The organism is Streptomyces sp. NPDC046876, from assembly GCF_040645035.1.
Taxonomy (GTDB): Bacteria; Actinomycetota; Actinomycetes; order Streptomycetales; family Streptomycetaceae; genus Streptomyces.
On record NZ_JBEYXK010000094.1, the window covers coordinates 1 to 26,365 of the forward strand.

General features: G+C 70.3%; 27 protein-coding genes and 5 pseudogenes. 14 read left to right on the top strand and 18 right to left on the bottom strand.

The features are described from left to right. A partial coding sequence (dnaK, locus tag ABZ924_RS31415) for a molecular chaperone DnaK (protein WP_361917299.1) occupies window positions 1–1,149 on the bottom strand: 1,149 nt, incomplete at its 3' end. 577 nt (window positions 1,150–1,726) lie between these two features. Then, window positions 1,727–1,954 carry a DUF5133 domain-containing protein gene (locus ABZ924_RS31420; RefSeq protein WP_361917302.1) on the bottom strand — a complete coding sequence of 76 codons (228 nt, stop codon included), beginning with the start codon at window positions 1,952–1,954 and terminating at the stop codon, window positions 1,727–1,729. 817 nt (window positions 1,955–2,771) lie between these two features. Between ABZ924_RS31420 and ABZ924_RS31425 the strand changes: the two genes are divergently transcribed. Next, window positions 2,772–3,200 (top strand): cofilin family protein, encoded by a 429-nt coding sequence (locus tag ABZ924_RS31425; RefSeq protein WP_361917305.1) that lies wholly within the window; start codon window positions 2,772–2,774, stop codon window positions 3,198–3,200. Window positions 3,201–3,561: 361 nt separating this feature from the next. After that, a complete protein-coding gene (locus ABZ924_RS31430) occupies window positions 3,562–3,924 on the top strand; it encodes a transglycosylase family protein (RefSeq protein WP_361917308.1) in 363 nt (120 codons plus the stop codon). Window positions 3,925–4,358: 434 nt separating this feature from the next. On the opposite strand, the gene ABZ924_RS31435 is transcribed toward ABZ924_RS31430, so the two are convergent. After that, window positions 4,359–4,514 (bottom strand): hypothetical protein, encoded by a 156-nt coding sequence (locus ABZ924_RS31435; protein ID WP_361917311.1) that lies wholly within the window; start codon window positions 4,512–4,514, stop codon window positions 4,359–4,361. A gap of 332 nt (window positions 4,515–4,846) precedes the next feature. Between ABZ924_RS31435 and ABZ924_RS31440 the strand changes: the two genes are divergently transcribed. Further along, the gene (locus ABZ924_RS31440; RefSeq protein WP_361917314.1) at window positions 4,847–5,059 is read left to right on the top strand and encodes a DUF4287 domain-containing protein; all 213 of its coding nucleotides are present in this window, start codon (window positions 4,847–4,849) and stop codon (window positions 5,057–5,059) included. Window positions 5,060–5,296: 237 nt separating this feature from the next. Continuing rightward, a complete protein-coding gene (locus ABZ924_RS31445; RefSeq protein ID WP_361917317.1) occupies window positions 5,297–5,800 on the top strand; it encodes a hypothetical protein in 504 nt (167 codons plus the stop codon). A gap of 197 nt (window positions 5,801–5,997) precedes the next feature. Here ABZ924_RS31445 and ABZ924_RS31450 read toward each other — a convergent pair whose 3' ends face one another. The 5 genes and pseudogenes from ABZ924_RS31450 to ABZ924_RS31470 all read right to left on the bottom strand — a co-directional run bounded on the left by ABZ924_RS31450 (window position 5,998) and on the right by ABZ924_RS31470 (window position 10,626). Beyond that, on the bottom strand, window positions 5,998–7,215 hold the full coding sequence (locus ABZ924_RS31450; protein ID WP_361917376.1) for an amidohydrolase: 1,218 nt from the start codon (window positions 7,213–7,215) through the stop codon (window positions 5,998–6,000). A gap of 533 nt (window positions 7,216–7,748) precedes the next feature. After that, window positions 7,749–8,258, bottom strand: a complete 510-nt coding sequence (locus ABZ924_RS31455) for a hypothetical protein (protein ID WP_361917320.1) — start codon at window positions 8,256–8,258, stop codon at window positions 7,749–7,751. A 236-nt stretch (window positions 8,259–8,494) separates the two neighbouring features. Continuing rightward, window positions 8,495–9,091: pseudogene (locus ABZ924_RS31460) on the bottom strand (hypothetical protein); the annotation flags it as partial. Between the two features lie 308 nt (window positions 9,092–9,399). Further along, window positions 9,400–9,768 (bottom strand): STAS domain-containing protein, encoded by a 369-nt coding sequence (locus ABZ924_RS31465; RefSeq protein WP_361917323.1) that lies wholly within the window; start codon window positions 9,766–9,768, stop codon window positions 9,400–9,402. A gap of 705 nt (window positions 9,769–10,473) precedes the next feature. After that, window positions 10,474–10,626, bottom strand: coding sequence for a hypothetical protein (locus ABZ924_RS31470; RefSeq protein ID WP_361917326.1), 153 nt, complete (start codon window positions 10,624–10,626; stop codon window positions 10,474–10,476). Between the two features lie 157 nt (window positions 10,627–10,783). On the opposite strand from ABZ924_RS31470, the gene ABZ924_RS31475 reads away from it, so the two are divergent. The 3 genes from ABZ924_RS31475 to ABZ924_RS31485 all read left to right on the top strand — a co-directional run bounded on the left by ABZ924_RS31475 (window position 10,784) and on the right by ABZ924_RS31485 (window position 12,997). Continuing rightward, a complete protein-coding gene (locus ABZ924_RS31475) occupies window positions 10,784–12,166 on the top strand; it encodes a hypothetical protein (RefSeq protein WP_361917329.1) in 1,383 nt (460 codons plus the stop codon). Window positions 12,167–12,274: 108 nt separating this feature from the next. Continuing rightward, on the top strand, window positions 12,275–12,403 hold the full coding sequence (locus ABZ924_RS31480; RefSeq protein WP_361917332.1) for a hypothetical protein: 129 nt from the start codon (window positions 12,275–12,277) through the stop codon (window positions 12,401–12,403). 390 nt (window positions 12,404–12,793) lie between these two features. After that, window positions 12,794–12,997, top strand: coding sequence for an EF-hand domain-containing protein (locus ABZ924_RS31485; RefSeq protein ID WP_361917335.1), 204 nt, complete (start codon window positions 12,794–12,796; stop codon window positions 12,995–12,997). Window positions 12,998–13,398: 401 nt separating this feature from the next. On the opposite strand, the gene ABZ924_RS31490 is transcribed toward ABZ924_RS31485, so the two are convergent. Together ABZ924_RS31490 and ABZ924_RS31495 are read right to left on the bottom strand one after the other, a co-directional pair. Next, a complete protein-coding gene (locus ABZ924_RS31490) occupies window positions 13,399–13,932 on the bottom strand; it encodes a hypothetical protein (protein ID WP_361917338.1) in 534 nt (177 codons plus the stop codon). 61 nt (window positions 13,933–13,993) lie between these two features. Further along, window positions 13,994–14,104, bottom strand: a pseudogene (locus ABZ924_RS31495) (IS630 family transposase); the annotation flags it as partial. A 126-nt stretch (window positions 14,105–14,230) separates the two neighbouring features. Here ABZ924_RS31495 and ABZ924_RS31500 point away from each other — a divergent pair. Continuing rightward, the gene (locus ABZ924_RS31500; RefSeq protein ID WP_361917341.1) at window positions 14,231–14,410 is read left to right on the top strand and encodes a hypothetical protein; all 180 of its coding nucleotides are present in this window, start codon (window positions 14,231–14,233) and stop codon (window positions 14,408–14,410) included. A gap of 41 nt (window positions 14,411–14,451) precedes the next feature. Here the strand turns inward: ABZ924_RS31500 and ABZ924_RS31505 are convergent. The 3 genes and pseudogenes from ABZ924_RS31505 to ABZ924_RS31515 all read right to left on the bottom strand — a co-directional run. Further along, a pseudogene (locus ABZ924_RS31505) lies at window positions 14,452–14,721 on the bottom strand (helicase); the annotation flags it as partial. Between the two features lie 67 nt (window positions 14,722–14,788). Continuing rightward, entirely contained in the window at window positions 14,789–15,190 is a 402-nt protein-coding gene (locus tag ABZ924_RS31510) for a VOC family protein (protein ID WP_361917344.1), read from the bottom strand. After that, window positions 15,187–15,702 carry a cupin domain-containing protein gene (locus ABZ924_RS31515; RefSeq protein ID WP_361917347.1) on the bottom strand — a complete coding sequence of 172 codons (516 nt, stop codon included), beginning with the start codon at window positions 15,700–15,702 and terminating at the stop codon, window positions 15,187–15,189. The genes ABZ924_RS31510 and ABZ924_RS31515 overlap by 4 nt, the downstream gene beginning before the upstream one ends. Window positions 15,703–15,724: 22 nt before the next feature. Here ABZ924_RS31515 and ABZ924_RS31520 point away from each other — a divergent pair, with 22 nt between their 5' ends. After that, entirely contained in the window at window positions 15,725–15,982 is a 258-nt protein-coding gene (locus tag ABZ924_RS31520) for a hypothetical protein (protein WP_361917350.1), read from the top strand. A gap of 77 nt (window positions 15,983–16,059) precedes the next feature. Beyond that, window positions 16,060–16,443 carry a hypothetical protein gene (locus ABZ924_RS31525; protein WP_361917353.1) on the top strand — a complete coding sequence of 128 codons (384 nt, stop codon included), beginning with the start codon at window positions 16,060–16,062 and terminating at the stop codon, window positions 16,441–16,443. A gap of 464 nt (window positions 16,444–16,907) precedes the next feature. Here the strand turns inward: ABZ924_RS31525 and ABZ924_RS31530 are convergent. Further along, window positions 16,908–17,476: pseudogene (locus ABZ924_RS31530) on the bottom strand (transposase). A 107-nt stretch (window positions 17,477–17,583) separates the two neighbouring features. Between ABZ924_RS31530 and ABZ924_RS31535 the strand changes: the two are divergent. From ABZ924_RS31535 to ABZ924_RS31545, 3 genes are all read left to right on the top strand, one after another. Next, the gene (locus ABZ924_RS31535) at window positions 17,584–17,868 is read left to right on the top strand and encodes a hypothetical protein (protein ID WP_361917356.1); all 285 of its coding nucleotides are present in this window, start codon (window positions 17,584–17,586) and stop codon (window positions 17,866–17,868) included. 9 nt (window positions 17,869–17,877) lie between these two features. Then, window positions 17,878–18,348, top strand: a complete 471-nt coding sequence (locus tag ABZ924_RS31540; RefSeq protein ID WP_361917358.1) for a hypothetical protein — start codon at window positions 17,878–17,880, stop codon at window positions 18,346–18,348. 718 nt (window positions 18,349–19,066) lie between these two features. Further along, entirely contained in the window at window positions 19,067–19,873 is an 807-nt protein-coding gene (locus tag ABZ924_RS31545; RefSeq protein ID WP_361917361.1) for a hypothetical protein, read from the top strand. Between the two features lie 42 nt (window positions 19,874–19,915). Here the strand turns inward: ABZ924_RS31545 and ABZ924_RS31550 are convergent, their stop codons facing one another. The 3 genes from ABZ924_RS31550 to ABZ924_RS31560 all read right to left on the bottom strand — a co-directional run bounded on the left by ABZ924_RS31550 (window position 19,916) and on the right by ABZ924_RS31560 (window position 22,627). Further along, on the bottom strand, window positions 19,916–20,452 hold the full coding sequence (locus ABZ924_RS31550) for a transposase family protein (RefSeq protein WP_361917364.1): 537 nt from the start codon (window positions 20,450–20,452) through the stop codon (window positions 19,916–19,918). A 365-nt stretch (window positions 20,453–20,817) separates the two neighbouring features. Further along, window positions 20,818–21,480, bottom strand: a complete 663-nt coding sequence (locus tag ABZ924_RS31555; RefSeq protein ID WP_361917367.1) for a response regulator transcription factor — start codon at window positions 21,478–21,480, stop codon at window positions 20,818–20,820. Continuing rightward, window positions 21,455–22,627, bottom strand: coding sequence for a histidine kinase (locus tag ABZ924_RS31560; protein WP_361917370.1), 1,173 nt, complete (start codon window positions 22,625–22,627; stop codon window positions 21,455–21,457). Before ABZ924_RS31560 ends, ABZ924_RS31555 begins: the two co-directional genes overlap by 26 nt. A 175-nt stretch (window positions 22,628–22,802) precedes the next feature. Here ABZ924_RS31560 and ABZ924_RS31565 point away from each other — a divergent pair, with 175 nt between their 5' ends. Next, window positions 22,803–25,073, top strand: a complete 2,271-nt coding sequence (locus ABZ924_RS31565; RefSeq protein ID WP_361917373.1) for an MMPL family transporter — start codon at window positions 22,803–22,805, stop codon at window positions 25,071–25,073. A gap of 68 nt (window positions 25,074–25,141) precedes the next feature. Here ABZ924_RS31565 and ABZ924_RS31570 read toward each other — a convergent pair. Continuing rightward, window positions 25,142–25,761 (bottom strand): annotated as a pseudogene (locus ABZ924_RS31570) (transposase). Between the last annotated feature and the right edge of the window lie 604 nt (window positions 25,762–26,365).

Here is a 26,365-nt window from a genome sequence, read left to right on the forward strand (position 1 = left end):
GATGCCGCCCTTGGTCTCGATGCCGAGGGACAGCGGGGTCACGTCGAGGAGCAGGACGTCCTTGACCTCACCCTTGAGGACACCGGCCTGGAGGGCGGCGCCGATGGCGACGACCTCGTCCGGGTTCACGCCCCTGTGCGGCTCCTTTCCCGTGAGCTTCTTCACCAGGTCGGTGACGGCGGGCATCCGGGTGGAGCCGCCGACGAGGATGACGTGGTCGATGTCGGAGACCTTGATCCCGGCATCCTTGACGGCCTGGTGGAACGGGCCTTCGCAGCGTTCCAGCAGATCGGCGGTGAGCTGCTGGAACTGGGCCCGGGTGAGCTTCTGGTCCAGGTGCAGCGCGCCCTCGGCGGAGGCGCTGACATAGGGCAGGTTGATCGTTGTCTCGGTCGCGGCGGACAGCTCGATCTTGGCCTTCTCCGCGGCCTCGCGCAGGCGCTGCGCGGCCATCTTGTCCGTGGACAGATCGATGCCGTACCCGTTCTTGAACTGCCGGACGAGGTGGTCGACGATCCGCTGGTCCCAGTCGTCGCCGCCCAGGTGGGTGTCGCCGGAGGTGGCCTTCACCTCCACGACGCCCTCGCCGATGTCCAGCAGCGACACGTCGAAAGTGCCGCCGCCGAGGTCGAAGACGAGAACGGTCTGGTCGTTCTCCTTGTCCAGGCCGTAGGCGAGAGCGGCCGCGGTCGGCTCGTTGACGATCCGCGCCACCTTCAGGCCCGCGATCTCGCCGGCCTCCTTGGTCGCCGTGCGCTGCGCATCGTTGAAGTATGCGGGCACGGTGATCACCGCGTCGGTGACGTCCTCGCCGAGGTACGCCTCGGCGTCCCGCTTGAGCTTCTGCAGCACACGGGCCGAGATCTCCTGCGCGGTGTACCGCTTGCCGTCCACGTCGCCGTTCTCCGGGAAGCGCCACGAGGCGTCGCCCATGTGGCGCTTCACCGAGCGGGCGGTGCGGTCCACGTTGGTGACGGCCTGGCGCTTGGCGATCTCCCCGACCAGCACCTCGCCGCTCTTGCCGAAGGCCACGACCGACGGCGTGGTCCGCGCCCCTTCTGTGTTCGTGATGACGGTCGGCTCGCCGGCCTCCAGGACGCAGACCACCGAGTTCGTCGTTCCAAGATCAATACCAACTGCGCGGGCCATCTCCGGCCTCCCGTCATGGCGCTCGAATCCGCAGGAAAACCTCTCAAAACGAGACATAAAACTTGAGTCGCCTTATGTCAAGTGTGTCCTCGATGCCGGCAGTGGTCGTGTAGCCGTCGCCGGCGGACCAGGCGGCGGCCCCCTCCGGGGGGCACCGCCGCTGAACGCCAGTCGTCGGGGCGGACGCCTGGCTCGGACCGAGGCTGCCGAAGCCTGCCCGCGGCCACCGCTACCGGTGCTCCGAGCGGCTGGTGTCACCCCCGCCCGTGGCCTCCTCACCTGCCCTCGTCGGCGGTGCCGTGCGCTCGCCCACAGGCTGCCGTTTCGGGAGGTCTGCGAGGAGCGAAGGCATCCTCCCCAGTGCAGCGGCGCCAGGTGGGCCGGCTGCGGTCTTCCCCGGTCGGGGTACCCCCGCCTCGTGGAGCAGCGCCGAGTGACCGCGTCGGTCGCGGGGCTACACCGGCCCTGCCTGCGCTTTCATCCCGGGGTCGTGTGTCCGGTGCCGGTGGTGGTGATGCGGTTGACGGCGAGGAACAGCTCGGCTTCTGTAGGGCGCGGTAGGCGGTGGTGCGGCCCATCAGCCGCACAGGGTGTAGGCGGCGTCCTCCAGCCCGGCCTGCAGCCGGCTGTCGTCGGGGGCGGCGAGGAGGCGGCGGCGCAGGGCGCGGAAGCGGGCCAGCTGCTCGCGGGGGATGCGGTTGCGGGCGCAGGCGGCCAGCGGCTTCGGTGTGGTGGTCGGGGGAGCAGCGGGCTTGCTCGACCGCGGACCGTACGGCTTGCTCGAGGCGGCCCGGAAGTGGTGCATGGCGGGCCATGGCCGCCGCCAGGTCCGGTGCGTTGCAGCCAGCGACCTGGGCGGCTTGGGCGAGTACTGCCTGCGCGGGGTTGGCGCGTCAGTACGACACCAGGGCCATGAAGACGCCCCTGGCCCGCTCGCCGGGCTCCCCTCCGCCTGCCGTCCCCACGGCACGGGGCCGGGGGCTGGCCGCTTGAGGAGGCCCACTCACGCACACCTGCCAGATCGTAGGAGGCCCACGCCGCGGCGGGCTTCCGGCTCGCCGGACACCGACGGTGCCGCACGAAGGTCATGATCTTGATTCGTGCCAGCCGCTCCAGGTCTGGCCCTGCTGTGCGGGCAGGTCTTGCTCCGCCGCGGTGAGGCGTTGCTCGCTCACGTGCTCTGCTGTGCATTTGAGCATGGAGGACTCCTGGGGGCGAGTGGGTCAGTGCATCCCGCTCCAGGCGTTCGGGGTCGGCTGCTGCACGCGCCCGCCGGTTTACGGGGCGTCACCCGGGCGGTGGCCGCTGAGGCAGACGCCTGCCGGGCCGGGTGCACGGACCTCCGGTGGAACCGATGCCGACGACTGCATCGGGCTCTCCGGGGGCGGTCCAGGTCACCGGGCAGCGGAGGCGACCGGAGTGGCTGGTGATCTGCCAGGCTTGTCACCGCGCCGGCCCGGACCCGGACCCGGACACGAGCTGAGTCGTCCAACGTACGCCCCGGCGTACGGAGACGGCGAGGCCGCGGCCGCGGCCCTTGCGCCGGTGGTCGCTGGCGCATCTTCGGTGAGGGCTAGGACGTTGACTGGGCAGGTCCTGGCCACGAGTGAAGCGAGGCATGTGTGAGCAGCCCCTCTGTCTTTTCCGAAGATTCCCTTCAGGCGTTCCGTCACCTGTCCGAGCGGAGGGACGTCAACACCGTGATCCTCCACCGTCAGGGCGCGGCCGGTTCTCTGGCAGTGGAGGTGGAGGCCAACCTGACCCATGAGGAACTCCTCGAGGCTCTTCCTGCCGATGAGCCTCGGCTGGTTGTCCACGAGCTGGCCTTCGCCACCCCGGACGGCACCCGCCGCAACGAGCAGCTGCTGATCTTCTGGGACCCCGTCGGCGCCATGGGCCGGGAGCAGGCGTACGCGGCCGCCTTCACCGCTCTGCAGACGCTCCTTGAGGCCTCCCGGGTCCAGCTCAAAGTCCGGCAGGCCGACGAGTTGGAGTACCGAAAGCTTGCCGCGCTGGCCAGTACGGCCGCCGAGCACCGGCCAGGCGGGTGACACCCGGCCGCAGTCTCGCAAGCGTCGGTCTCAGCCCCGCCCCTGACAGGCAGCAAGCATGCGGTTGACCGTGTGGCTGGGCCAGCAGCCGGCTCCCTTACCGCGGGTGCTGGAGCAGGGCCGGCCGCAGCACAGAGGACGAACGAACCGGAGAACGCCCAGCCACGCAGTGGTATCCACCCTGTCCGAAGAACACCCCTTTGCCATCTCCGAAATCAGGGACGACGCGAAGCGCGCGCGTCACCATGGGCACCCGGGGCGCCCACGCGCACCGGGTGGCCGCTCCTGCAAAGCCCCTGAGGGCGTGAAACCACCAGCCACACCGGTCTTCCTGGGCCGACTGACGACTTACCGAGGATCAATGTCCCGTTTCCACGAACGCTGCCGAACCGCCCGCATGGCCTGGCTGCCCTTTTTGTGCGCGTCGGTTCTTTGTCAGCTGGTATCAACGAGCGCTTTCAGCGCTCATGCCGCTGAGCACTTGTCAAAACAAAAGGTCAATTGGGATGCCATTGCCGAGTGTGAGTCCGGTGGCAACTGGCATGCCAACACCGGAAACGGCCATTACGGAGGTCTGCAGTTCACACAATCGAGTTGGAATGCCGCAGGCGGTGCCCGATACGCCCCTCGCGCCGACCTCGCCAGCAGGTCGGAGCAAATCGCTACTGCCCAGAAGCTGGCCGCCATGCAGGGCATGGGCGCGTGGAGCTGCGCCCGCCGGTGATCCCTTGTGCTCTGCACGACGAGGGCGCAGCCCGGGTGTTGCCGAAGTCCAAGGTCGATCTGTACGCGGCGATCCGTCCTGATGCCAAGGGCGGCAACAGGCAACCGCCTGAGCTGCCGGGATGTAGATGTGGGCGCGGATCTGCTTCACCGGATGGCCCAGCCGGTCCGCCAGCACCGTCAGCTCGTCCTCGCTGAACCAGTGGCGCTTGGGGTTCCGGATGGCGATCTCAAAGCGGGCGAAACCACAGGGCCAGTCGTATTCCAGGGCGTCCAGAGTGGTTGGTCCTCCGCAGCACGGGACCTCGGTCGCGAGCGTGGTGAAGCCGTCGTCGCAGTCAGCACCCAGGCGGTCGCCCCACCACTCCGTGCCGATGGACGCCTGGCACAAGGGGCAGCCGATTCTCTCCAGGTTGACACCACAGTCGACGAGGGTCACCACGTCGGCCACGTCACGTCGATCTCCACGTCCACGCCGTCGGCAACTCCGGGAGTCAGCTCCTCAACGAGCGCGATGACGCGATCAACCGCATCATGATCCGGCTGCCAGCGCGGATCACTCGGAATGATCGACAGGACGTCATCGCTCATAGTTCCACACCTCGTCAGGCCACTGCCGCGACGCGATGCTATCGATCACCTGTTTCTGGGTTCGGGGAGCAGGTCCAGCGAGGGGGCGAGCACCGGCAGTCGGCCCGCGTGGAGCTCCCTTCGTCCTGCGGACGCCACCTCCCGCTTCTCGGACCCGGTCTCCGTGATCACCTGTATTCGAATGCCGGCCGGAGGGATCCCGGGGTCGGGGCATGGTGCTTCGGCTTGTTGTGAAGACCTTCTTCCATGTGTCGACCGCCGCCTATCCGTCCGACGTTCGAACGGGCATGATCTACTCGACCAAGATCAACACGATATGAAACGGGGCACCCATGACCAACGCCGTGAAGGGTCCTGCCAGCTACTTCCCCTCCATCGAGAAGAAGTACGGCCGCCCGATCGCCGATTGGAAGGACCTCATCCGCGCCTCCTCGCTGACCAAGCACATGGAGCTGGTCAACTGGCTCAAGTCAGAGCACGGGATCGGCCACGGCCACGCCAACGCCCTCGTCGCCCACACCCTCGCCGAAGACAACGGCAAGTGATCAGGTGGCGACGCCGAGCTTTGCGGTCAAGTTCACCGTCTCGGCGAGGTTGGCTTCACCTGTGCTGCTTCGGGACGGGTGCACCAGCGGGGCGGCTTCGTTCACGTGAAGCAGCAGCGATTGATCGGCGATTTGGGCAGCAGTTGGCGATCTTGGGTGTTGCGGATGTTCACCAGAAACGACGTCGCCCCACGGCGATGAGGATGGTGCTGGTGTCCGGTGGGGCATCCTGGTGCGATGAGTGATGTCGAGGCGATGTGGCAGTCGTGGTTGTCCGGACTGCCATCGTCGAAGCGAGCTGTGGCGCAGTCACTTCGGACGCAGTTCGAGGCCCTTGGTGCGGCTGACGCACCGGATTGGGTGCGGTCCGAGATCGATGAGAACCAGCCGCAGCTGGCACGGTTCGTGCTGCTTCGCTCCTTGTGGCGGGGCGCGATCGACGGCTGGGCCGACCCGGGAGCTCTGGAGCAGGTGGCTGCAGCTCGGCGCTTGTTGGACGCGGGGGCAGACCGGGACGACTTGGTGCTGCTGGCTCGAGCCATCGCCTACGAAGCGGTATTCGCCGCGGTGGACGAGCTCGACTGCGGCGGGGACGTGAACGTTCCTGGGGTCGATATCGGCTGGGTGGTCATGGAGTCCGGCGAGGACGGATGTCCCACCGGCCGTCCCCTCTCAGGTCTCCACGAAAACCTCCTGACGATGGACCCGAGTGGGCGAGACGGGGCTGACATGTGGCGTTAGGTCACCGGGCAAGACTGGGTGAGGACGTGTATGCGGACTCATCAACGGTGACGGCCTTTCGCGGCGCCCCGCGCTCGGCCGCTCCGCGGCGGCCTCCGGGTAGACCGAGAGGCCGTCGGATACTCGGCTTGTTGCCCTTCCATCCCTGCGGTGCGGTGGCCGAGGAGGCCGCGGCCCGGCCCGCCCGGCCGTAAAACTCACAGGCCTGCCGCGGCCTTCTCCCGCAGCGCTGCCCATGCTCGGGTGCTGACGTCGGGGCGCAGCAGCACTTCAGCCGCTGTGCAGGCGAGTGCTTGTGCTGCGGCCAGCAGGACGCGGCGGCCACGCGGCGATGCGGCCGCGTCGGCGAACGCGGGAGTGTGGTCGCAGCCGTCGGCCGCGTCCATGATGGCGATGAACGGATGGATGGCCGGCAGGCGCGTACTGACGTTGCCGATGTCGGACGACCCCAGGTAGACGCCGGGTTCCGGATCCGTCAGCTGGATCCCGGCCCGCGCCAGGTGCCCGGCGAACGTTGCGGAGAGTACGGGGTTGTCACGGAAGTGCTCGTAGCGTCCGCCCACCCGTTCCACGGTGACCGCGCTCCCCGTGGCTGCGGCCGTCCCCTCGGCGCACCGCTGCAGCTCGCCCACGAGCGCCTCCAGCGCGGCCGTGGTCGCGCCGCGGAGCCCGAACAGCCCTTCGGCGTACTCGGGCACGATATTGGTGGCCCGTCCGCCGTCGGTGATGATGCCCTGGACGTGAGACCCGGGCGGGAGCCGACGGTGCAGCACACCCAGCGTGTTGAACAGCTGGACCAAGGCGCCCAGCGCGTCGATGCCCTCGCTCGGGTTGCCGGTCGGGTGGGCGGCGCGGCCGCGAAATGCGACCCGGACCTGCGCGCTGGCCGTCAGCGGTGCCCACGACCAGTTGTGCACGCCGGGATGCACCATCAAAGCCGCGTCCACGCCGTCGAACACCCCGGCTTCCACGAGGGTCACCTTGCCCCCGCCCCGCTCCTCCGCGGGCGTGCCCACCGCCAGCAGGCAGCCCTGGAGGTCGCCGAGAGCAGCCCGCACGGCGAGGGCCGCCCCCAGCCCGGCCGCGGCGATCAGATTGTGGCCGCACGCGTGGCCGAGCCCCGGCAGCGCGTCGTACTCCATGAGCAGGGCCACCCTGCGCCCCTCGCTGCTGCCGACCGACGCGCTGAACGCGGTGGACACCCCGGCCGTCCCGCGGTCGACCCGGAAGCCCTCCCGCGCCAGCTCCGACGTGAGCAGCCCGGCCGCCCGGTGCTCCGCGTAGGCCGGCTCAGGGTCGCGGTGGAGGGCCAAGGCGGTGTCCCACAGACGGTCGGCGCGGGCGGTGACCGCCTGGCGGATCCGGTGGTAGACCGCCTCCAGACCGTCGTACTCGGGGTGGGCTGCGGAGGGCATAGGGCCCGGGCGGTCGGTGTGGTCGGTGACGGGGTCGAGGGCGTCGGACACGGAAGGCCTCCCTGCGAAGGGTCTCGTCGTCCGTGTTCCCCAGCAGCGGCCCTCGATGCGCCCGTCCCTGGCGAGGGTGATCGTGAGGTCGGCGAGTCAGCCGACGGCCGCGGCAGGGCCCATCAGCGAAGACGGGGGCAGCTGGACGGCTTGGGCGGCGCCGGTGTGGGTGCCCCGGCTGACAGCGCCGGGCACTGGGTCGTCGGCGGTGCCGGGCGAAGTCCTGGTGACCGATGGTTCCGTTCGGGGCCGGGCGGTCTGCGGGTGACGATGGCCATCGTCACCGACCGCCGCTTCACCGACCTCTACCAAGGACGACGCCACCGTCCTGTGCCTGGACTGGCACGGACCCCAGTCCCCTCGGGCGGCAAGCGGTGACGGAACGACCTTGCAGTCCGTGCTCAGATCACGCGATCGCCCGGCCGCGCGGTGGAGAAGATCTGCGCGGCCAGAGCGTCGACTGCTCCCGCACGGGTCAGGTGTCAGGGGACGTTGGTGACGGACTCGCAGCGCACGGCGACGTCGTGGTTGCCGGCTTCGCCGTCACAGGAGTCGGTGTCGGCGCCGCCGTCCAGGAGGTCGTTGGCGGGTCCGGCGAAGATGGTGTCATTGCCGGTGTTGCCCTTCAGCTTGTCGCGGCCGCCGGCCGTGCCGACGGTCGTGTCTCCGTTGAAGTTCACGTTGTCACCGAAGAGGTAGTCGTTGCCGCCACGTCCGTCGATCACATCTCTGCCCGCGGACGTCTGCGAGGCATCGCCGACCGAGCTGTCGCCGTAGCGGAAGTCGTCCGCCGTTCCACCGGTGATCCGGTCGTTGCCCGCCCCGGTTGCCTGCCCGCCCTGCGCTTCGCCGATGTTGTGGTCGCCGATGGCGAAGATGCCGCCGTCGGCGCCGAGGTCGATGATGTCGTCGCCGCCGGCTCCACGGGCCCCGTCGATGCCTTCGCTGTCTCCGACGATGCTTTCGGCGGTCCCCGGTCCGGAGAGCAGCACATCGTCGCCGGCGCCGGTTCCGAATCCCTGGAAGGCGCGGCCAAGTCCCCGAGCAGGCCGTCGTCGCCGTTGCCGCCTTCCAGGTGGTCCCGGCCGCCGCCCTCGGCGTTGCCGCCCAGGACGACGCTGTCCCCGGTGATGTGCACGTCGTCGCCGTCGTCGCCGTAGATCCGGTCGTTGCCCCCGCCTTTGGCGTCGCCGCCGGCGTCGGTCTCAGAGTCCCCGACCATGAAGTCGGCGCCCGCGCCGCCGTGCAGGACGTCGTTGCCGCCGCCCTCGGCATCTCCGCTGTCGACCGACACGTCACCGCGGATCGCGTCGTCGCCCTCCCCACCGTCGAGCCGGTCGCCGCCGAGGCCGTAGATGACGTCGTTGCCGCCGCGTCCGTCGATCACGTCGGCCCCCGCGGAGCCGACGATGACGTCGCGCCCCGCGTACCGGTGAGGGTGCCGGCGCCAGTGAGGGTCGCTGGAATGCCGAAACAGGTGGGAGCGGTGGCGGCAGCGGTGGTCGCCGGAATTCCCAGCGTGATCAGCGCCGCCGAGACAATGCCGGCCGTGAGGAGCCGAGCCATGTAGGGCCTCCAGGTCTGAGAGGCAGCAGAAGGAGGTCTGCCGCACACCTTCGTGCTTCGGACGCATGGGCATCCGTTTGCCGCACGCCGTCCCTCGAACGGGCCAGCGAGGGCGAGCATTTTTCGGCCTCGGCAACACACCTTGGTCAGCCGACGCCGGCGTGCACCCGATTTGAGGTGTGTGTGGCCTCGGTGCTGGTAGTGGCAGCGGCGGGTTCGGGCTTGGCCGCGACGTCGATGAAGCCTCTGCTCGCCGCATCCGTGCCCGTTGTCACGAGCCGGAGGGCGTCACGGCTTCGATGTGTCCGGTTGCGGGGTGTGAGCGTGTGGGTTGCTCGTCTTCCGCAGGCCCAGTCGCCAGAGGGCGGGGACTTGCAGTACGGCATCAGAGCGGGGGGCGGCCGACCGGCGGTTTGGCGGGCGTGGGTGCGGTGCGGCACGAGCGGTGGAGGTGCCGCTGGGGCATGCCGGTGTTTGCATCCCCGCGATCCGCCGGGTCTCGCGGCACCGCTGGCCGCTCCGCCCCTCTCTCCGAGCGGCCGTCGTGTGGGCCGGGGCGGGAGCCGGCTACCGGTCGGCCTGCCCGGCGGCTTGTGGCGGGAGGCCGGGGCCGGGGTCGGGGCCGGGACCGCGGTCGGTGGCGGGGTGCAGGGCGAACAGGTGGCGGGTGCCGGTGAGCTCGAGCACGTGCAGCGCCTGCCGGGGAACACCTGTGAGTTCCAGGCGGCCGCCTTCGGCTTGGGCGCGTGCACGCAGGGCCAGGAGCAGGTTCAGGCCGGTGGAGTCCATGAAGGTCACGCCGGACAGGTCCAGGACGAGGACGTGGCCCTCCAGGGGCAGGGCGGCGGTTGCTTCCGTGACCTGGGAGCTGGTGTCGAGGTCGATTTCGCCGGCCAGGGTCACGACAGTCTTGTCGGGGTGCGTGCGGACATGCACGGCCAGAGCGGCACACACGGTTCTTTGCCGTTCGATCGGAGCCCATCACGGTCGGCTCCCACGATCGGGGCGGAAGTGGGCCGGCCGTCAAGCGCGCGGCGCCGGGCCGCGCAAAGCCTAGCGAGACCACCCGTACCGTCCGCCAGCCACCAGTAGTGATTGCTTGGTGACTGCTTGGTAGTGCGGGGTCTCCCACCAGACCAGGCTGGTTAACACCATTCTTCCCCGACGCAGCCACCTCCCACCCTCCGGCCGGGCCGGCGGCCAAGGCCTCTTCGCCCACCACCGCAGGTCAGGGCCGGGGGCAGAGGTGCGAGGAAGTGTCTACAGGGCAGTAGTCCGCGTCACGAGCCGGCCTACTGACTCCGAGCCCGGCGAGCGCTCGAGTTGGCGGGCGTCGAGCCGGTCGCGTCGCTGCCGCTGTTGGTCGGCCACACCCCCGCGCGGTGGGTGTCCGCCTACGCTCCCGAGATCGAATCCGCCAGGGACGACGGCTGGTGGTACCGGATCGCCACCAGCCCCTGGAAGGGCAGTACGCGGCCGCCAACGCCTTCACGAACGGCGACGCCCCGGCCAGACACCGCCCCACCGACACCGAGTGGTCCGTTCCCGTCTGCTGACGCGGCTTTGCCCCCGTGCGTGATCGCGCGGGGGCTTCAGCATGCGGCTCGCCCTGCAGGTCGGGCCGCACGGGCTGGCGACTGGCTACTGGGGGGTGGTGCGGGTTTGGTCGTTCCGCTTGCGGAGGCAAGTCCAGATCTTCTTTGCTGTGTATGCGAGTACGGCGAGCAGGATCGTGGCGACGATGTTGCCGAGGACGTCGTGGGCGAAGAAGGCGTACAGAGTGGACCGGCTCACGATGCGCTCCCTGGTGGTAGGCCCGATGGGGTGAGCAGATCTTCGCCCCGAAAAGCGTGTCCAAGGGCAGACCTGGAACGTTGTGCCGGGCCAGGGGGGCCTATGGGCGTGGACATCGCATGGTCACGGGTGGACTGCACAGCGGGGAAGGGGCGATGTGGCACCGCAGCGTGAGATCGACGAGGACACCGCGGGCGGCCGGCTGGCCCTCTTCCTGGTCGACCTGACCAAGACCACGCCCGTGCGCGGCCTGGCCGACCGCTTCGGGCGCAGCAGCTCCAGCTGGGGCAACTATCTCAACGGCTCCCAGCTCATCCCCAAGGAGCTCGTCGGACGCCTCGTGGAGTCCTTCACGCCGCCCGGCCCCATGCGTAAGACCAAGGCGGTCCACGCGCTGCGGCTGTGGAACGCCGCCGACGCCGAGCGGCGCGCCAGCCGCTCCCCGTCCGGCGCCGGCGAGCTGGTACGCCACCACCAGCGGCGCGACGACGCCCTCCAGCAGGTCATCAAGTACCAGGCCCTCGCCGCGAACGCCGAGAAGCACCTGGCCGAGCTGCGGCCGATGCTCGCCTACACCCAGAGCCGGCTGCAGAACGCAGAGCTCCAGCTCAAGCTCGGCGACGAACGCGAGCGAGCGCGCTTGGAGCGCCAGCTCGGACAGGCCCGGGAGCGGCTGGGCCGGGTCCAGGTCCAGCAGGAGCGTGCGAGCGGCCGCCGGATGACAGCGGAGGAGCAGCAGGAGTTCTGGATGGCCGAGGTCCTCGCCGCGCAGGAGGAGATCCGGCGCCTGGAGCGAGAGACACAAGAGCTGGCCGCCGTTCCGCCCGCGACCCCCGTCCCCGCGCCTCGGGACGCCGCGGACGTCGTGGACGACGAATCCGACTTCGAGGCGCGGCTGGAGCACATCACCGCCGAAGGCCTGGAAGACGAGGCACTTATCGAGGAAGACCTCCAGCCGGCGCCCACGTCCGAGCGCGAGGAGATCGCCGAACCGCCCGCCCAAGCGCTCCAAGACCCCGTCCAACCCGTGTCCAATCAGACGTTGGACAAGCCAGCCACCAGCAATGACGGGTCGCCCAAGGCCATGCAGGCCTCCGCCGCCGAACTCGACGCCTGGTTCAGGTCCCTACCGCGTCATGAAGCTCCAGCCGAGGAGGACGAGGAGTCGCGGCCGCTCACGCGGCGCCGGCAGCTGGCCATCTACCTCGGGCTCATCGAAGGCTCGGACGAGGAACTCGACGGGTTCGATGTCTTCGTCCGCCGGAAGGTACTGTCCGTCCCCCTGCTATCGCTCTCCTGGATCCTGTATGCGGTGTGCCAGTCGATCCATGACCAGGGGAAAACCCCCAGCAGCGGCTGGCTAATCACCCAGAGCCTCCTCGCGGCCCTGATATGCCTTCCCACCCTGTACGGGAGCCTACGGGCAGCGACCCTGCCGAAGCGGCCGGCCCGCATCGTGGCCGTCCTGCTCCACACGGCCTGGACCGTACTCTTCCTCCTTGACCGTCTACCGTGGCCGCCGATCGGTCACACGAAGTAGAGGCCCTGAACACAAGGGAAGGTCGGCATGGGCATCGTGCGCGACAGCCTGGAGCGCGCCGAGCAGCAGGCGTCCACCCGCCCCGTCCCGAAGTCCGCCGGCGGTTAGGTGCGCTACCTCGTACGCCAGCAGCACGGCTCCACCAAGGCCGTCGCCAGCCTGCTGGGCATCTCGCAGCGCACCGTCGAGCGGTACGTGACGGACCAGACCCGCCGGTCGAAGCCGGAGCCAGGATAGAGGCCGAGGCAGACCGGCATGGTCACCGAGACCCCGCCCGGTTCGGCTTCACCGCCGCGCCCGGCTCGACCGACGACGGCCGGATGCGCCGCATTAGGCCGACCTGCAGCGGATCGCCGCCGAGGGCGGGCAGGACGTCTACTTCGAGGCCGGCGGCGGCCGCGCGAACCTGGATTCCATTTCTCGGCAGTGAATTCTGGCTGCTCTGCCCCTTTCCCCCGGCCTTGGCTGCTTGCTTGATCCGCTCCGGCGTCAGTGTGGGGGCCCGGGGCGCTGGTCGGCGAGGCGGTCCCGTCCGAAGGCTTGGCCGTCAGCGTGATGTTGATGGTGTGGCAGGGTGGTGGGGCATGTGGGCCTTCGGGGTCCTGTGAAACGTGAGAGAGGTATGTCATGAACGAGGCCGAGCTCAGGGCGCTGTTCGACGAGATCGACACGGACGGGGACGGGCGGATCAACATCGTCGAACTGGCGGAGGGGTTCAAGGCCGAGGGCGCCCAGGGGCACCTCGCCGAAGAGGTCAAGAAGGCCATGACGGCCGACGCGAACCACGACGGGGTCCTCGACTTCGAAGAGTTCCGCACCCTGCTGAAGTAGCGGCAGGCCTGGCAGCCTGAGCGGCTGGGCAAGCCATATAAGGGCCTGGGCACGCCCTTCCGTATCGCGGCTTGCCCAGGTTCCCGCTACGGGCGCTCACGCCCCGGGCGCAGGACGTCGGCGTAGACCCGGGCCCGCAGCCCGGCTCGCCGGGACCCGGCGTACGGGGGCGATGCCCGAGGTCGCCCGGCGCTCTTCCGGCGTGGCCATGACGGCCCGGTCGGTGCCCTCGTGTTCGGGGCGCTGGCCCGGTCCTTGATCCTGGCCGCGTTCGACGCCCTCGGGGTGACCATCCGCAACTTCACGCAACTTCTTTGAAGCCCACTCGGGCGCATGGTGCGACCTTGGCATCGAAGGCACGGCACAACGGCCATCCGCCACCAGACGAGGCCCCCCAAGGCCTAACAGCTGAAGGACGAACCGTCGTTCTGCGCTGATGTGCTCACCGAGAACCAGATGCGTGGTCCAGTCGCGTCGGCCTCCGGCCCCGGATCCACACCGTAGGCCTCGCGCAGCTGTTGTGCCGTGTGGAAGCCGAGCGTGACACTCGGTCGCCCGCGGGACTCGAAGCAGAAGCGGGGCCGCTGGTCATCCGGCACCAGGTGATGGTCCCGCGCCGGCCGCCACCCGACCTTCGGCGCGGCCCGGTCGTAGTACTCCAGCACCTCCTCCCGGCTCCCGCTGTATGAGTACAGCCGCTCCGCGGACAGCCAGGCGACACCACTCTCCTCGGTGCAGCGCGCATGGGGTCCGGCCTCGCCGCCGAGGGGCGTGGCCCGGTCCGGTCGGACTTCCAGCACCGGCACCTTGGCCAGCTCCGCCACGTACGGACCGGTGCGCTTGCAACTCCCGAAGGACGGAGGGAGCGAGCATGCGCCGAGCGCGGGCGCGAGGAGCAGGAGGGCGCACAGCGCGCGCAGACCAGGCATGTCCATGTCGGAAGTATCGCAAGGGCGGGGACGGGTGACCGAGCCGGGCGCCCGGACGGGTCGTTCTGCTTCGGAGGCAGGCGCGTTCGCGTCGTTGTGCGGCGAGGACGTCGGGGTGTCGGGTGTGCATGTTGCGCCAGCGCAGGTAGGCGTGCAGGGCCCCGGTCTGGACGGTGTGTGTCGACGAGCTGGCCGTCGCCCGCTACCGTGAGACCGGCACCGTGGCCGCGGAGTGGGACAGCGGCCCCGCCAGCGGTAGCGACGGCGACGACGTCGCCCCCGACCAGCCGGAGACCGCCCGCCGGTGGCCACCGGGCGCACCACGCCATCGCCCCGGCCCACCGCCGGGGCGCTGCGCTTCGTCGAAGCCAGCACCACCACCCCGACCACGATCGACATCACCACGTACGTACGGCAGCAGATGACCGCCCACTGCCTCTGCCTGCCTCCGTCCCTCCGACCGCGGTGGGCCGGATCGTGGTGAGCTGTGCTGTGCCGCACGCTTCGCCGCCCGGTCGGGTCCTTCTGCCCGATGGGCATCATCTCGTCGTCCTCGCCCCAGACGGCGTCCTGCCGGGGCGCGAGGTGCCCGGTGGCCTGCCGGTAGGCCCGGAGTACGGCGAGCTTGGCCTCCCACGCCTCTTCGCCGGGCTCCCACACCGTCCCGGCCTCCGGCGCGTCCAGGAGCGTCTTGCGGCGCTCCTCGAGCTCCCCGGCGCGCAGGGCCTTGCGCTGCTGGTGCCCCACTGGCCGAGGGGGAACGCGGAACGCCTCTGTGGCGCCGACCTCGGTCTCAGAACCTAACCGGGCTTGTTCACCCGGCCCCTGCCCATGACCCCGTCCCCGTCAACGGCAGCGGACGTCAGGCACTCCAGGAACGCGTGCAAAGCACCAGGCGGTAGCCGTCAGGATCGGCAACGGTGACGCCGTACTGGTCCCAGTAGGGGTTGTGTGCCGTGGCGCGGGTGCCGCCTGCGGCGAGGAGGCGGTCGACGAGGGCATCGTCGACCGGGGCACCGAGATAGAGGACGAAGAGGTCGTCTACCGTGGGCGTGGGCTCCAGTGGCCGCTCGGGGTCGTGAGTGAGCTCGAAGTGCCAGGAGCCGCCCGGGAGTCCGAGCATCACCAGATCATGCTCGCCGGAGACACGCTCGGTTGTGCGCCACAGAACGTCGAGCCCGAGGCCCTCGACGTAGAAGCGCTCTGCGGCCGCAAGGTTGCGGGAGGGGCGGGCGATCCGGATGCGGGTGTCTGGGGTGATCACTCCGAAGCCTCCAGGGTCGCGCGCCAGACCGGGCTGTCGACGTAGTGATGGTCGAAGCGCCCAGAAGTCTCGGCGAGCCGGCTCGGGGGCTCCTCACCGCGGGTGACCTGCCCCAGCAAGCGCAGGTAGTCGAAGCGGTCCATGCCCGGTGTGAAGACGCACAGGACGTCGGCGCCCGAGCCGGGGGCGGCGCGGAAGCCGTGCGGGGTGCCCGGCGGCACGGCGAGGAAGTCCCCCTGGTGCAGGATGGTCACTTCCTCACCGAGCAGCACCTGGAGCGAGCCGCTCAGCACGAAGAACGACTCCCAGGCGCGCGTGTGGAAGTGCGCAGGCGCGCCGGTCGCACCCTCGACGAAGGTCGAGCGGTAGCTCGTGAACGCGCCCGCGGTCTGCCCTGAATCAGCGAAGAGCGTCATCACAGCACTGGGGTCGGCGCAGGTCTCGGCCTCGCCACCGCGCGTAAGTACCGGCCCCGTGCCGATATGGCCGTTCAGGCCTTGATCCAAAGTCATGATCGAACCTTACCGATCAGACATGACAAGAGCACCGCACGCGGCCACGCTGCCGACGCCACGACGGAAGTCCGTTGACCAGCCGATATACCCCCGGGTACCGGGGCAGACGAAAGACAGCCGCCGCGACACCACCGCGGCCGTCATCGGCGTCGTCACCGGCACCCTGACCCGCCCGCTGTACCTCTTCCTCGGCCGCCTCTACCAGGACGGGCGGCTGCGCACGGTCGGCCGGAACGTACCGCTGCGCCCGGATGTGTCGCAGCAGGTCGGCGTGTAGTTGGCCGTTCCGGTCCCGAGTCGGCCAGTGGGCGGACGCATGACGGGGCGGGCGGAGGCCTTTGGCAGCATGGGCTTGTGACTAATGCGAACCATTTGGACGACCCGCTCCAGCTGCTGATGGGCTTGGAAGTCAGCGCCGTGTCTTTCGTGCGCGACTACGTCGAGCTGCACTTCGACGGACCGATTCTGCGGGCCTTGAGCGACCCCTCGGGGGTGTACGGGGGCCGCGAGTGGCGCTTTCCCGCACCAGGGTCGCTGGAGCTCATGCGCTGCTACATCGGCAAGACCGTCGACGGCTATGAACTGGATCCAGATCGGATTCTCGCCCTGGTCTTCGGAGAGCACCGCTTCGTCATCCCGCTGGACTCCGATTCAAGCGGTGGTTCCGAGGCGGCCCACATGGTCGGCGTCGGCGAGAGCGGTCGGGCTTCTGTCCTCGGCGGGATGTGGATCTGGTAGCAAGAGGGGCGCCGATTCGGGGTGGCCGATCGGTCGTGGTCACAGCTTGGTCGTGGTGACCGGCTGCCGCTGTCGACCTCGGCAAGGAAGTCGAGCTTGACCAGGCGTTTCAGCTTGGCGCGGGTGCTCTCGATGTTCTTTGACAGCAGTTCGTGGTCGAGGGCTTCGCAGACATCGCGGGCTCGGAGAGGGCTGGTGGCCTCGTTGAAGGCAGCGAGGATGCGGGGGTAGTCCGGTGCTCGGGTAGGTCCGGCGGGGCGGCCGGGAGGCGGTCGGCGAGGCCAGTGACGGTCTTCCGGGTAATCGACAGGTGTTCGAGGTGCGTCTCGGCTTCCCACAGTCGGCCGTGCAGCTGCTCTTCGCTCTGGGTGTCGAGGTCGTCGGCCAGGGCCCGGGGCGGCGTCCTCTTGGAGGCCGAGCGCGTCGAGGAGTGGCTCGATGTTCACGCTGCCACCGCCTGCGGATCACGAGGTGGGGGTGTTCGCGTTGGTGAGTCGGCGGGCCATGACCTGGGTCATCGCCCAGTAGACGCGGGATGCCGAGGAGGCGGGGCGGTGCTCGTAGTCGCGGACCAGGCGCCGGTGCAGTATCAGGATTCCGTAGGCCTGCTCGACAATCCACCGCTTCGGCTGCGGGACGAACCCTCTGTCCTGCGGGTTGCGTTCGACGATCTCCACGTCGATGTCGAGCGCGGTGCCGTGGGCGACCACGGCCGTCTTGAGGCCCTGGTCGACCAGGGCTTTGAGGACGGTGTCGCCGGTGTGCTCGGCGACCTGGTCCAGCAGGGCGATGCCGGCTGCGTTGTCGCGGGTGTTCGCGGCCAGGACGATGACGGCGATGACCAGACCCAGCACGTCCACGGCAAGTCCCCGCTTGCGGCCCGGCACCCTCTTCGCCGGGTCCCGGGCCCACTGGCAGCCGGTCCGGCCCTGGTAAAGGATCGCGTTGACGATCTCCCGCATCTCGTAGGCACCCTGGTGACCGCTGACCGAGCGATGCCGGTCCTTCCCGCGGTGATCACCGGCTCGATCAACGCCCACTGCTCGTCCGTCTGCCGCCGGTGAGGGCAACCAGCCGTTAGTGGACTCCGTCAGGTCGGTGCACCGGAGCGCGTTGCACGCGGTTGTTTCCGTCCCGGAGGTGGCCGCCGGGCTCGCCGCCTTCGTCAACCACGTCGGCGCCATGCCGGCCGCCGCGAGGTGCTGGCCGCCTCGCAGGACAAGGAGAACGGCGGAGCTGGCCGAGAACCCGCTGATGTTCCTCGACGAGGCCATGCGCAAGCGCCTGGCCGTGGCCCGTGCCGTCAGCCCCGTGGAGCGCCGCTCCTTGGCCCCGCCGTTGGAACACCATCGCCGGGCTGTGATCATCGCCACAGAAATGAACGCGTTCAGAAAATCTGCTGAACGCGTTCAACTCTGGGCGTAGGGTGCTGCCATGAGCGAGAGAAACGCCCTCCAGCGGCGTATCCGTGCCTGGCTGGTCCTGTTCATCGTGTGCCTCGTCCTCAGCGGGCTCACGGCCTTCCCCCTGGTCACCGAATTGCGCTGGGCCAACTCCCTCGTGTCCCACGCGTGGTTGAGCCGGGTCGGGGAGGGCTTGGACCAGGCCGAGGCGCAGTATCCGTTCCTCCTCTACGGCACCGACTGGCTCGCCTTCGCCCACCTGGTGATCGCCGTCTTCTTCTACGGAGTCCTGCGCGACCCCGTGCGCAACGTCTGGATCATCGATGCCGGCATGGTCGCCTGCGCCGGCATCATCCCCCTGGCCCTGATCTGCGGGCCCGTCCGGGGCATCCCCTTCGGCTGGAGCCTCATCGACATCTCCTTCGGGGTCTTCGGGGTGATCCCGCTGCTCGTGCTCCGCCGCCTCGTCAAACGACTGGAGGCGCTGCCCGCCACCGCCTGACGGACGCAGCCCCCGTCACCATCCGCGCCCGCCCCCGCTCGGGGGCCGGGGCGGCGGCCTCAGGGGCCGCGGTGGCCTCAGCGGCCGAACCGGGCGCGGACGGCCGTCAGGGCATCGATCGGGTTGGTGGGCGTGCGGGCATCCGTCCTCACCGTGGTACTGCACCATTCCGACCGACCAGACCTCCAGGGGGTCCTCGAACTCGAAGGGCAGCGCAGGATGCTCGCAGGTTCAGCGCAGGAGGACGTCGGAGCCGTCGAAGGGCAGTTCACTCGGCGGCCGCCACCGGATGTAATCCAGGGCCGACAACCCATCCGCGGCTCGAGCCCTGCCGGGCAGCAGCTGCTGACCTGTGGTCAGGCGTCATAGCGGAGGGGCCGGCCGGTAGCCGGCCAGCTAATGCTCGTCTGTCGCGTCTTGCCGGGGCTCGCGCGCCCTGGACCGGCGCGCCGGGGCTGTCCGCGGTGAGCCGGACGGATGTGCTGTCGGAGGCGTCAGCTAGGGTGCGCGGATGATATTCGGACGTGGGCGGTTTCGCGCCGCCGTAGGGGCCTTCGAAGCGGCTGTACAGGCCCAGGACGCTGACGCGGCGGAGCGTGCCTTCGCGCAGCTGACGCACGGTTTCGCCAAAGCGGCGGACGCAGACCTGCGGGCGGCGGGGCCTCGGCTCTCCGCTCTGCTCGGGCAGGTGCCGCCCGGGCCGCGAGCAGTCGTAGCCGTGCTGAGCGGCGCGTGCGTGGAGCGGGGTGCCGACCCGCTGGCCTGCGCTCCCGCCGTGTTCGCGAGCGCCCTGGACGCCTTCGAGCAGGCTGCAGTCTTCTGTGAGCGGTGGGCGACTGCGGGCCGTGGCGAGCTGCCCGACCACGATGGCGAAGGCCTGGAAGAGGCCGACTTCGAGCGGATCGGCTTCGAGCCCATCATGGCCTGGCAGGCGCTCCCACAGTTCGAGATGGCCTGCGTGGCCATGCTCAACTCCCCGCAGGTGCGCCGAGAGGTCCCCGGTCGCGAGGGTTTGGCGGCCGCCGTTGCGCGGGTGGCGGAGCTGTCGGACGAGCCGTTCAAGTGTCTCGCGTATGCACTCGCCGTCCTCGACGACGAGCCGCTCATCGCGCTCGACCGCGCCACTGGCGCCGGCTTTGCGCTGCGCGCCTCCGGGGTCGGCGACAACTTTCAGCTGCACACGCTCCTCGCCGACGCCCTGATCGGCCGGGGCCTCGTGGAGGGGCAGGCGCCGTCGGCGGAGGCCGTCGCCTGCTGCCGTGACCAGCCCGGGATGGTGCCGACCACGGGCTCCTTCAACCTGGTCGGCGCCGATGGCGAGTGGATCTGGAACGAAGGCAAACCGGCGGACATCCCCGTCGTGGACGGCGTCCGGCTCGTCGTCCTCGACCCACCCACGTACCAGAGGAACTGGCCGGCTGGCCGCTTCTTCCCCGGGATGACTGGCGAGCTCGTGTACGACCACGCCCTCGCACCGGAGGAGTCGGCCGCCCTGCTCGCCCGAGTGGCCGAGCCCGTCCGCTGACGCGGGGGCGGCGGGGCTCAATGCTGCACCGGTCCCGGCAGGTCACCTTGATGCCGGGATGGTCGGCGAGCCAGGCGGCCACCGTGTCCGCGGTGCGTCCGGCAACAGATCGATGGGCCGACGTGTTTCGCGTCGACGAGCACAATGCCGTAGGTAGCGCCCTTGCGGAGGCCGAACTGGTCGATCCCCAACACTGCGACCCTGGCCGTACGGTGGGGCCGGGAGCCGGCGGACTTCCCGCACGATCACGTCCCGGCTCGCCCTCACCGGCAGGTAGCCGACCAGCCGGCCACCTGCGCGGCCGCCGACGGCCAGACCGATCGCCCGCACCGTACGGGCCACGCCCACGGTCCGCCGCTGGTGCGGCGCCAGCGCCGTCAGGTGTTCCACCTGTTCCCCGGGGGTTCGGCGTTCGCAGGCAGCGTTGTCGCAGAAGAACCGGCGGACCATCAGCCGGAGAACCACCCGCCGGCCCCCGATCGGGCGGTCCGCCCTCCGTTGTCTGTACGTGCTGTGCACCCGCGACGCCGACACACCGCACGAGGGGCACGTCACCGCCTCCTGCCCCGGCATGTACATCGATTGTGACGGTGCGCCTCGGCCACTCTCACTCCCCGTCCACGACGACCCCGTCGGCGTCAGGCCACACCAAGTCCCAGAACCGCTGTTCGTGGCCCACAAGCACCATGCTGGGGAACGGACACCCCGGACTGCAGAGGAGGTTTGGAAGGCACCGTCACGAACCGTGATGGGAAGCTGCTCCTATCTCTCGGATCAAGGGCCTGGCCAGCTCAAAGGGTTGTCGTATCGGGTGTCTCACCGTCCCGGTTCCGGCCTTCTGGTACGTCGCGCTCTGTGGCAGGTGAGGCACGTGGAGCCGACGTGAGCCGACCGGTGCACTGGCGTCCGGGCGGGGACTCATGGTGCATGGCCCGGCACCCGGCTCAGGTTCCGGGGAGGATACGGCGAGTTTCGTAGGCCCACATCGCGATCTCGACCCGGTTGCGGGCGCCGAGCTTGGCCATCAGGCTGGCCAGATGCGTCTTCACCGTGCTGAGGCTGATGTGCAGTGCATCGGCGATCTCGGTGTTGGTCAGCCCGCGAGCGACGGCGAGGAGCACCTGCTCCTCGCGGGCGGTGACGGGGGAGACCGGCTGGGCCACGGGCCGGCCGGCGGGCAGGTCCGCGAATGCCTGGAGCAGACGGACGGTGACGCTGGGCGCGATGAGCGCCTCACCGTCGGACGCCGACCGTACGGCCTGCGCCAGAAGGTCTGGTCCCGTGTCCTTGAGGAGGAATCCGCGGGCGCCGGCACGCAGCGCGCCGTAGACGTACTCGTCGAGGTCGAACGTGGTGATGACGACCACGGCCAGCGGGTCGGCGACGCCCGGGCCGGCGACCAGCCGGGTGGCCTCGAGCCCGTCGAGTACGGGCATGCGGATGTCGAACAGACAGACGTCGGGGTGCAGTTCGCGGGCCAGACGTACCGCCTCCCGCCCGTCGGCGGCCTCGCCGACCACCTCGATGCCGGGCTGGGCGTTCAGCATGATCCGCAACCCGGTGCGGATGATCGTCTGGTCGTCAGCGACGAGGACGCGAATGGACACCGCTCTCGCTCCTCGCTCTCGGCAGTTCGGCGTCGACATGCCAGCCCCGGTCGGTACCCGGGCCCGCTCGTAGTGTGCCGCCGAGCAGCGTCGCGCGCTCGCGCAGTCCGGTAAGTCCGTATCCGTCGCGACCCCGGCCGGTGCGCCGGCCGTTGTCGCGCACGCTCACCCGTACCGTGTGCCGTTCCGCGGCGACCCGAACGACGAGCTCGGTCGCGTCGACCGCATGGCGCAGCGCGTTGGTCACCGACTCCTGCACGATCCGGTAGACGGCCGCGTCCACGGCCGGCGGCAGCGCGTCCAGCTCGCCGTCGAGCCCCAGGTCGACCCTGAGGCGACCACCCGGGGTGCGCACCAGGCGCTCCAGATCCGCGACACCGGCAGGGGGCGCCAGCTCGGCGCCGACCCCGCGGTCGCGCAGCGCGGCTACCATGGCGCGCATTTCCTCCAGCGTGCGCGCCCCTTCCTCCTCGACCCCCTCCAGCGCCTCGACAGCGGCGGCCGGGTCGGTGCCCGCGAGCACCCGGCCCGCCTGGGCGAGGATCACCATGGCCGACACGTGGTGGGCCACCGTGTCGTGCAGTTCCCGGGCGAGCTGCTCGCGCTCGCGGGAGCGTACCTGCTCCAACTGCCGCTCGCGCGCTGTCACCCGGAACCGCACGGCAGCCCCGATCACGCCGGGCAGCAGCAGGAAGACGTAGCCCACGACCTTTTCGACGACCGGGGTCTCGTCCGTGACGACACACACCGCGCCGACCGCGAGGATCACCGCGCCGCCCAGCACGATCTCGCGTCCCGATCCCCACCGGGGCAGCGCGTACACCAGCACGAGCACCACCGCGCCGGTGTACAGGCCGACGGGCTCGCGCAGTGCGGCGACGAGCGAGGCCACCGGAAGCAGGATCACCGAGCCGAACGCCAGCGTCACCACCGCCAGCGGGCGGGTCCGGCGCCACAGGGGCAGCAGGCACAGCCATACGGCGAACACCACCGCCACCGGCCGCCACACGACGTTCTCGCGCAGGGTGGCCTCCAGCGCCACACCGGCAAGGCCCGCGGCGAGCAGCGCCCAGTCCCGCCACACCCGGGCGGGCGCGTCGGGCGGCCGGGGTTCGGTCCACAGGGTTCGCAGGTCGTCTCGGAGCACGGTTCTCAGCCTAGGGACCGCAGCGTGCCGCGCATCGGCCGAAAGGACGGCTCGTCACTCCGCCCCGGGGCCGACGGATCCGCGGCCCGCGGGCCGATGCCGCGGAGCGCCGTGGCGGCGAGCCTCGGCATCGGCGGCCGTACAAGGACGGCCGACGAGGTGGTTGGAGGACCCGATGCTGTCGAAAGCCCTGTTGCGCCTGGGCGGGGGCGCCGCCCGCCATCCCTGGCGGGTGATCGCGGCATGGCTGATCGCCGCCACGCTCGCCGTCCTCGCCGCGATCGCCTTCGGCGGGCGGACCGCGGACTCGATGACCGCTCCGGGACTGGACTCCCGACGGGCCGCGGAACTGATCGAGCGGGCCGGCACCGGCCAGGAGGGGATGACCGCCCAAGTGGTCGTCACCCCCCTCGACGGCGGTGCGACGTTCTTCGACCACGGCAGCGCGCGCACCGCTCTCACGCGGCTGCAGACCGAGGTGAAGCGGCTGCCGCACGTGCTCGGCACGAGCGACCCGGCGGGGGCGCTCGACGCGGGCGGGGACACCGCCGTGCGCGGCGGCCTCGTCTCGGCCGACGGGCGGATCGCAGTCGTCCGGGTGCAGTACCCCGACCAGAGCCGGCTGTCGGCCGAAGACCTCGACGCCCTCGTCGATCTCGGCGACCGGCTGCGCGCCGAACTGCCCCTGCGCATCGAGATGGGCGGGAACCTCTTCTACGCCTTCTCCGACCCCGACGGCGGCGCGAGCGAGCTGATCGGCCTCCTCGCCGCGGCCGCGATCCTGTTCCTGGCGTTCGGTTCGCTCGTCGCCGCCGCGCTGCCGATTGGCATGGCGGTCTTCGGGCTGACCGTCGGGGTCGCCACGATGACGGTACTGGCGGGGGTGACGGACGTCCCGACCTTCGCCCCTGTCCTGGGCAGCATGGTCGGGCTCGGAGTGGGCATCGACTACGCGCTGTTCGTGCTCGCCAGGCACCGGGAATACCTCGCGCGCGGGCTCGATCCGCAGGCGGCGGCCGGACGAGCGGTGGCCACGGCGGGGAGGCCCGTGGTCTTCGCCGGCGGCACCGTCGTCGTGTCGATCCTCGGCCTGGCGGTCGCGAACGTGCCGTTCATGACGGTGGGCGGGCTCGCCGTCTCGATCGTCGTCCTGACGATGGTGCTCGCGTCGGTGACGCTGCTGCCGGCCTTCCTCGGCGCCGCCGGCCCACGCCTGGCCCGGGCCGGCCGGATCGGCCGGGCTCTGCAGACCGGGAAGCCGGGCCGACTCGCACGGCGGCGGGACAGGGTGGCGGGCGCCGCTCCCGCCGACGGGTGGCGGCGCTGGATCGGGCACGTCAGCCGGCACCCGGTGCTGTACGCGGTCGGGGCTGCGGGGCTGCTGCTGACCGCGACGCTGCCCGTGCTCGGCCTGCGCGTCGGCCTGCCCGACGACGGCTCACTACCCCACAGCCGTACCGAGCGCCGGGCCTACGACCTCGTCGCCGAGGGGTTCGGCCCGGGCACCAACGGTCCCCTCGTCATCGCCGCGGACCCCGCCGGTGATCCGGGAGTGCTGGACCGACTCGTCGGGGCGGTCGCGGCGGATCCGGGCGTCTCGTCGGTCGAGCCGACGCACATCGATCGGGCCACCGGCATCGCGACCCTCGTGGTGTTCCCGACCACCAGCCCTCAGGACAAGGCCACGGCCGACACCATCGCCCGGCTGCGCACCGACGTGCTGCCCACGGCGATCGGGCACGGCCCGGCCAGGGCCCACGTCGGCGGCGCCTCCGCGAGCCTGTCCGATGTGGGCCAACGCACCAGCCAGCGCCTGCCGGTGTTCGTCGCCGCCGTGCTGGCGATGTCGTTCCTGCTGCTGATGCTGGTCTTCCGCTCGATACTCGTGCCGCTCAAGGCGGTACTGCTGAATCTGCTGAGCATCGGCGCGGCCTACGGCATCATGGTCGCGGTCTTCCAGTGGGGCTGGGGAGGCGCACTCATCGGGCTGGAAGCGACGGTTCCGATCGTGTCGTTCATCCCGATGTTCCTCTTCGCCATCCTGTTCGGCCTGTCGATGGACTACGAGGTGTTCCTCCTCTCCCGCGTACGCGAGGAGTACCTGCGCACCGGCGACAACGGCACGGCGATCGTTGAGGGCGTCTCGGGCACCGCCCGGATCATCACCTCGGCCGCCCTCATCATGGTGGCGGTCTTCCTGTCCTTCGCCGTCGCCGAGGACCCCTCCGCCAAAATGTTCGGGCTCGGCCTGGCCACCGCGATCTTCATCGACGCCACGGTCGTACGCATGGTGCTGGTACCGGCGACCATGACACTCCTCGGCCGGACCAACTGGTGGCTGCCGAAGTGGCTGGACCGGATGCTTCCCCGCGGCCCGGTCGGCACCGACGACACCGACGCGGAATCCACGGGTGAGGCCCCGGGTCCACGGCTGGTTGACCGTTGACTCAACTCCTGCCCGCCCTTGGCGTCCGGCACCTCAGCGGGCGTCACCTAGGGGAATTCGAGTCGTGATCACCGGGCGGTCCTGGTGAGGTCCTTGATCCAGATCATCGAGGCGCGCAGGTGGAGACCGGCGAGGTAGCTTTCGGGAGTCTTGTCGTATCGGGTGGCGATGCCTCGCCATGCTTTGAGCTTGTTGATCAGGCGTTCGACGGTGTTCCGCTCCTTGTGGAGATCGGCGCCGTGGCTGACGGGTCGGCCACCTCTGGAGCCTTCTTCCGGTTGGAGGCCTGGTCCTTCTTCTCCGGGATGACCGCCTTGATACGGCGTTTGCGCGGGTGGGCGCGGTTTCCGTGGGACGGATACGCCTTGTCCCCGGCGACCGCGTCCGGCCGGATGCGGGGCCGGCCGACGGGCCCGCGTACCCGTACCTTGTTCAGGACGGGGATGAACTGCGGGCTGTACGCTGCCCGGCCTGTGGGGCTGGCGTCACGCCACTGCCGGAAGCGGTCGTGGCCGGCGGCCAGGCGCCGCACTCCGTCGGCATCTCCCGCCACTGCCCGCCCGTCTTGAACCGCCATCACGCCCTCGAACTGCTGCCGCAGTCGCTCGGGGTACGGGCCCTACTCGCCGATCGGCAAGTACGGCTCGATGAGCTCGCAGTCCAGATGGGTCAGGTGCACTCGCGTCACGTAAGGCCGTCTATCGGACCGGACCGTGCCACGAAGGCGCATCCCGCAAATTGATCACGACTCGATACGCCCTGATACGGAGCCGCCGACGATGTGCCTGTCTGAAGCGGGTACGCACCCGCCCGACAGGTCGGCGACCGCAAGTGTCGCTTCGAAGGCGAGAGCCTGGAGTGGTCCTGCACGCCGCCACGTCCCTGCTCTACGCGAGGGCCGCCGCGTCGCACGGCGCGGTGCCGGCACGCTGAAAGCCGACAGGACCGCCGGCTCGAGCTCCTCCCAGCACTCGGCACCCCTCACCCCGCCTACGGGACGCTCGGTGCGCGGCCACCGCGCGGGCCTGGTCGGACTTGAGGGGGACGGTGCGGCCGACCGGTGCAGCACGTGGTCGGTGTTGTAGCGGCCGAGGACGAGCAGCTGCGGGCGGCGCAGGGTTCCAGTCACGGCGCCGACGACCGCCTCGATGGTGTCCCGGCGCCGCACCTTCTCCCAGCCCCCGGCGCCGGACTGGCGGGCGGGGGGCCCCCCCCCCCCGGGGCCCCCCGCCCCCCCCGCCCCGCGCGAACCAAAACCCCCCCCCCACCAGCGGGGGGCGTGTGGGGGAGGG

Bases quoted from the DNA above. Each gene is read 5' to 3' on its own strand.
- ABZ924_RS31420 (WP_361917302.1), bottom strand. From the start codon at position 1,954: ATGCACCACTTCCGGGCCGCCTCGAGCAAGCCGTACGGTCCGCGGTCG.
- ABZ924_RS31430 (WP_361917308.1), top strand. From the start codon at position 3,562: ATGTCCCGTTTCCACGAACGCTGCCGAACCGCCCGCATGGCCTGGCTG.
- ABZ924_RS31435 (WP_361917311.1), bottom strand. From the start codon at position 4,514: ATGAGCGATGACGTCCTGTCGATCATTCCGAGTGATCCGCGCTGGCAG.
- ABZ924_RS31440 (WP_361917314.1), top strand. From the start codon at position 4,847: ATGACCAACGCCGTGAAGGGTCCTGCCAGCTACTTCCCCTCCATCGAG.
- ABZ924_RS31445 (WP_361917317.1), top strand. From the start codon at position 5,297: ATGAGTGATGTCGAGGCGATGTGGCAGTCGTGGTTGTCCGGACTGCCA.
- ABZ924_RS31450 (WP_361917376.1), bottom strand. From the start codon at position 7,215: ATGCCCTCCGCAGCCCACCCCGAGTACGACGGTCTGGAGGCGGTCTAC.
- ABZ924_RS31485 (WP_361917335.1), top strand. From the start codon at position 12,794: ATGAACGAGGCCGAGCTCAGGGCGCTGTTCGACGAGATCGACACGGAC.
- ABZ924_RS31490 (WP_361917338.1), bottom strand. From the start codon at position 13,932: ATGGACATGCCTGGTCTGCGCGCGCTGTGCGCCCTCCTGCTCCTCGCG.
- ABZ924_RS31515 (WP_361917347.1), bottom strand. From the start codon at position 15,702: ATGACTTTGGATCAAGGCCTGAACGGCCATATCGGCACGGGGCCGGTA.
- ABZ924_RS31520 (WP_361917350.1), top strand. From the start codon at position 15,725: ATGACAAGAGCACCGCACGCGGCCACGCTGCCGACGCCACGACGGAAG.
- ABZ924_RS31540 (WP_361917358.1), top strand. From the start codon at position 17,878: ATGAGCGAGAGAAACGCCCTCCAGCGGCGTATCCGTGCCTGGCTGGTC.
- ABZ924_RS31550 (WP_361917364.1), bottom strand. From the start codon at position 20,452: ATGTACATGCCGGGGCAGGAGGCGGTGACGTGCCCCTCGTGCGGTGTG.
- ABZ924_RS31565 (WP_361917373.1), top strand. From the start codon at position 22,803: ATGCTGTCGAAAGCCCTGTTGCGCCTGGGCGGGGGCGCCGCCCGCCAT.